The 5,230-nt window shown below is 73.6% G+C and carries 3 protein-coding genes and 1 pseudogene; 3 read left to right on the forward strand and 1 reads right to left on the reverse strand.

Annotation, left to right across the window (positions count from 1 at the left end):
• Positions 1 to 155: 155 nt before the first annotated feature.
• Entirely contained in the window at positions 156 to 974 is an 819-nt protein-coding gene (locus ABT381_RS34915) for a GNAT family N-acetyltransferase (protein WP_351601860.1), read from the reverse strand.
• Positions 975 to 1,372: 398 nt separating this feature from the next.
• On the opposite strand from ABT381_RS34915, the gene ABT381_RS34920 reads away from it, so the two are divergent.
• The 3 genes and pseudogenes from ABT381_RS34920 to ABT381_RS34930 form a co-directional block, all read left to right on the forward strand.
• A complete protein-coding gene (locus ABT381_RS34920; RefSeq protein ID WP_351601863.1) occupies positions 1,373 to 4,525 on the forward strand; it encodes an alpha-N-acetylglucosaminidase in 3,153 nt (1,050 codons plus the stop codon).
• Between the two features lie 135 nt (positions 4,526 to 4,660).
• Positions 4,661 to 4,897 carry a DUF397 domain-containing protein gene (locus ABT381_RS34925; RefSeq protein WP_030256868.1) on the forward strand — a complete coding sequence of 79 codons (237 nt, stop codon included), beginning with the start codon at positions 4,661 to 4,663 and terminating at the stop codon, positions 4,895 to 4,897.
• 96 nt (positions 4,898 to 4,993) lie between these two features.
• Positions 4,994 to 5,230: pseudogene (locus ABT381_RS34930) on the forward strand (hypothetical protein); the annotation flags it as partial.

Genomic DNA, 5,230 nt, shown 5'->3' on the forward strand with positions numbered 1-5,230 from the left:
GACGACGTGCGCGAACGCGGCGGCGCGGCGCGCCGTCCCGGCGAGCGGCACCCGGGGCGCGGCGTGGTCGATGCAGCCGGACGTGCAGGTGGAGACGGTGTCCCAGAGGCCCGTCCGCGCGGCACCGGGGACCGTGGTGCCGGGGGCCGCGGCGCTCACCGCTGGTCACCCAGGAAGAACCGCCGGTACCGCTCGCCGAGCCGGTCCATGTCCAGGACGACGAAGAAGTCGGCCACGTCGAACTCCGGGTCGTGCGCGGGCGCCCCGCAGATCCAGGCGCCGACCCGGAGGTAGCCGCGGAGCAGGGGCGGCAGCTGAGCCCGGCCCGCGGCGTCGGCGGCCGCGGCGGTGTCCGCGTCCGGCAGCCAGGGCCGGAGCGGCCGGACGCGCAGCTCTTCGGGCGCCGCGTGCCGGGTGCGGCCCAGTTCCCACGCCGCCCGCGCGCACTGCCCGCCGTCGGCGAGCGGTACGGAGGCGCAGCCGGCGAGGTACCGGTGGCCGGAGAGCAGGGTGTAGCGGGCGAGCGCGGCCCACATCTGGTTGATGACCGCACCGCTGCGGTGGTCGGGGTGGACGCAGGAGCGGCCGGCCTCGATGAGCGAGGGGCGCAGCGCGCGCAGTCCGGACAGATCGAATTCGCCGTCCGAATAGAGCCGTTCGCTGCGGCCGGGCGGCAGCAGCCGGTAGGTGCCGACGACCTCGCCGGTGGCGGTCTCGGTGACGATCAGGTGGTCCACGAGGTCGTCGTAGTCGTCGATGTCGTGGCCGGGCAGTGGAGAGTGCAGCGTGGCGCCCATCTCCTCGCCGAAGACCTGGTGGCGCAGCCGCTGCGCGGCGCGGATCTGCTCGGTGGAGTCGGCGATGGAGGTGGTGTACGCGGCGGGGGCGCCCGGGGCGGGCACGTGCGGGGCGGGCGCCTGCGGGTCGGGCTGGGCGTGCGGGAAGGCGGTCGTCGCAGGTGAAGACGTGGACATGACAGCTCCGTCCGGGTGAGCGGGGAACCGCACCGGCCGTCGCGGGGACGGCGCCGGCCGGTGCGCACGGCGGTCGTGGCACAGCGGCGGCGAGGAGCCCGGGGAGACCCCCGCCGCCCAGCCGACTGTTCCCCCGCCCGCCGCCCCCTCGCGTGAAGCCCAGGAGGAGCGCGGGTAAGAAACCGCCGAACACTGGCCTCCGAAGGGCCCGGGTCACGCTCGGCACAGCAGCCTCGGCGATAGTCGAAAACGCGCCGGAACCCCGTCACTCCACCGGCCCAACAGCCGCGACATTCGGCGCGTTCTGGTCGTATCAACATCCTTGGAGATGAGCTGACGGCCCGTTAGCGTGACCCCTCGCACGTAACCGTTGATACTGCCGAGCAGTGGGAGCAGGCGTGAGCCAGGTCACTAGACGCAACGTGTTGGGCACCGCGGGTGCCCTGGGTGTCACCGTCGCGGTCGGCGGGCATACCCCCGCCATGGCCGCCTCCGCCGTGCCGGGGCCGGCGCGCCCCGCGGGCCCGACGGGCCGCAAACCCTCCGCTGCTCCCTTCGACACCGCACCGGCGCGCGCCGCGCTCAGGCGCCTCCTCCCCCACCACGCCGACCAGTTCCGGCTCACCCCGCAGAAGCGCCCCGCGAAGACCGCGGACCGGTTCCGCGTGGCCGGCGCACCCGGCCGCATCGAGGTCGCCGGCACCAGCCCGGCCGCGCTGCTGACCGGCGTGAACTGGTACCTGAAGTACACCTGCCGGGCACACATCTCCTGGGCCGGTCAGCAGCTGGACCTCCCCGCGAAGCTCCCCGCACCGAAGCGGCCGCTGGAGCGCAGCACCGCGCTGGCCCACCGCTTCGCGCTCAACGACACGCACGACGGGTACACCGCGCCGTACGCCGACTGGGCGCACTGGGAGCGCACGATCGACGTCCTGGCGCTGCACGGCGTGAACGAGGTCCTGGTCACGGCGGGCTCGGAGGCCGTGTACCACCGTGTGCTGCAGGACTTCGGGTACTCCGACGCCGAGGCGCGGGCCTGGCTGCCGGCGCCGACCCACCAGCCGTGGTGGCTGCTGCAGAACATGAGCGGCTACGGCGGCCCGGTCAGCAAGGAGCTGCTCGCCAAACGCACGGCGCTGGGCAAGCGGATCGCCGACCGGCTGCGGTCGCTGGGGATGCACCCGGTGCTGCCGGGCTACTTCGGCACCGTCCCGGACGGCTTCGTACAGCGCAATGCCGGCGCCCGGGTGGTGCCCCAGGGCAACTGGGCGGGCCTGAAGCGCCCCGACTGGCTGGACCCGCGGACGGCGGTCTTCGAGAAGGTCGCGGCGTCGTTCTACCGGCACCAGAAGGCGCTCTTCGGGACCGTCAGGCACTTCAAGATGGACCTGCTGCACGAGGGCGGCAATCCGGGGGACGTCCCGGTGCCGGCCGCCGCGAAGGCCGTGGAGCGGGCGATGCTGGCCGCCCACAAGGACGCCACGTGGGTGATTCTCGGCTGGCAGGAGAATCCGCGGCGGGATCTGCTGGACGCCGTCGACCACGACCACCTGCTGATCGTGGACGGCCTCTCGGACCTGGAGACGGTCGAGGACCGGGAGAAGGACTGGGGCGACGTGCCGTACGCGTTCGGCACGATCCCGAACTTCGGCGGCCGGACGACCATAGGGGCCAAGACCCACATGTGGGCCGAACGGTTCACGAAGTGGCGCGACAAGAAGGGCAGCAAGCTGGTCGGCACGGCGTACATGGCCGAGGCCGCCGAGCGGGACCCCGCGGCGTTCGAGCTCTTCAGCGAGCTGGCGTGGCGGGACGAGGCGGTGGACCGCGCGGCGTGGTTCGACGGGTACGCGGACGCGCGGTACGGCGGCCGGGACGCCAAGGCCCGCGCGGCCTTCGCGGCGCTCCGGGAGAGCACGTACGAGATCAGCAGCAAGGACGGGCGGCCGCACGACTCGATCTTCGCCGCGCGCCCGTCACTGACCGCCCGCTCCGGCACGTACTACGCCACGCACACCCCCGCGTTCTCTCCCGCCCGGCTCGACGCCGCGTTCGCGGCGCTGCTGGCGGTCCGGCCCGCGCTGCGGAACAGCGACGCGTACCGGCTGGACCTGACCGACCTGGCCCGGCAGGCGCTGGCGAACCGTTCCTGGCAGCTGATCCCGCAGCTCCAGGAGGCGTACGAGCGCAAGGACCTGGCCGCCTTCCGCGCCCTCGCCAAGCTCTGGCTCCAGCTCATGCGGCTCAGCGAGGACATGACCGGCGCGCACCGGCACTTCCTCCTCGGGCCGTGGCTGGACGCCGCCAAGCGGATGGCGACCGGCGAGAAGGAGGCGGCGCAGCTGGAGCGCACCGCGCGGGTGCTGATCACCACCTGGGCGGACCGGCCCACCGCGGACGGCGGAAAGCTCGCCAACTACGCCAACCGCGACTGGCACGGCCTGATCGGCGACTTCCATCTCCCGCAGTGGCAGCGGTACTTGGACGAGCTGGAGGACGCGCTCGCTGGCAACCGCAAGCCGAAGGCGTTCGACTGGTACGCGCTGGAGGAGCCCTGGACGCGGGAGCGCAAGAACTACCCGCTGCGGCCCACCACCGACGCCTACCGCACCGCCCGGAAGGTGCACGACGTGCTCGCCAAGGCGCCCTACCAGGGGCGGGTCGTCGTCACGGCCGAGCCGGCCGCCATGGCGCCGGGCGGCGCGACCACCGTCACCGCCACCCTGCACAACGTCAGCGGGCTGCGGGACACCGGCCGGGTGGACTTCGCGCTCAGCGGCGTGGACGCCGAGGACCGCGGCCCCGTCTCGCTGCCGTCAATACCGGCCGGCGGCAAGGGAGACGTCGACTGGCGGGTCGCGGCACCCGCCGAGCCCCTGACGTCGCCGCTGAAGCCGATGCCGTACGAACTGACGGTGAGTTACGGGCCGAAGGGCGAGACGGCGGTCTCCTCGGTGCGCACGGGGACGCTCTTCGTGGCCGGGCCGCTGGACGACGGGCTGCGCACGGTCACCACGAACGAGGCGGTTTTCGGTCAGCTCGACGGGCGGTTCGCCATCGACGGGGCGGGCGCCGACCTGTGGAAGGCCACCGCCGAGTTCGGCGCCGTCTACCGCCCGGGCGCGCTCCGAGCGGGCGGTTCGGTGACGGTGAAGGTCGCCGAGCAGTCGGTCACCGGCCCGTGGGCACGCGCCGGGATCGCCGTCCGCAACAGCCTGGCGGAGGCGGACTCGGCGGGGTTCGTGAACCTCTCCGTCACCCCGGAGAACGGCGTCGCGCTGTCCTACGACACCACCGGGGACGGCACGCTGGACCGGTACGAGCGGGTCACGGGCGTCAAGGCGCCGGTGACGCTGCGGCTTTCGCGGGAGGCGGGCGGCGCCTTCAAGGGCGAGTACTCCACGGACGACGGTTACACCTGGCGCGCGGTCGCCACCGCCACCGTGCCCGGCGCGGCCGCCGCGCAGGACGCGGGGCTGCACATGTCGGCGGCCAACGGCGGCTCGGGCGCCCGCGGCCGGGTGGAGTTCGGCGACTGGCGCACGGACTGACATACCCGCGGCGGCACGGCGGCGACCCCGGACGGTGAGGCACTGTCCGGGGTCGTTCGTTCGCTCCCCGTCACAGGTGCGCGCGGCGTACGCTGACCTCCGTACCGACCGGGCCTATCGCGAGGAGAGCACCGCATGAGCGCCGCAGCTGAGAAGGAGTGGCTCTACGCCCTCGACATCTCCGACGCCGTCTGGCAGCGCGCCCCCGGCGACGCCGAGGAGGCCGTGGAGATCGCGTTCCTGGAGCGCGGCGCGGTGGCGATGCGCAATTCCACCGACCCCGACGTCGTGCTGCGGTACACCGAGGGCGAGTGGCGGGCGTTCGTACTGGGCGCCCGGGACGGCGAGTTCGACCTCGACCGGCAGCGCTGAGCGGCCGGCGCGGAAGCTCCTGAGGACCGGCCGCACCCCGGCCGGTCCGCCCGATGGTCAAAGTGACCATCCCAAGATTCACTCGTTCTACGGAACGTGGAACAGCAGCAGGCAATATCACCGCCACCGGACCGCACCTCCCCGCTGGGCGTCATCGACGTCGAGCAGGCCGAAGCCGCGCTCGTGGAGCACTATCCGCGGCTGGTGCGGCTGGCCTATCTGGTGCTGCCGCCCCGGCTCGGCCGCAGCCGCCGGGTGCTGACCGCGCACGCGGTCACCCAGCGCGCGCTGCCCCGGCACCGCACCGCCGCCTCGGAGAGCGCGCTGCCCGCC

Source organism: Streptomyces sp. NPDC000151 (genome assembly GCF_040301705.1).
GTDB lineage: Bacteria > Actinomycetota > Actinomycetes > Streptomycetales > Streptomycetaceae > Streptomyces.

Coding starts and splice junctions, on each gene's coding strand:
- ABT381_RS34915 (WP_351601860.1), bottom strand. CDS start 974: ATGTCCACGTCTTCACCTGCGACGACCGCCTTCCCGCACGCCCAGCCC.
- ABT381_RS34925 (WP_030256868.1), top strand. CDS start 4,661: ATGAGCGCCGCAGCTGAGAAGGAGTGGCTCTACGCCCTCGACATCTCC.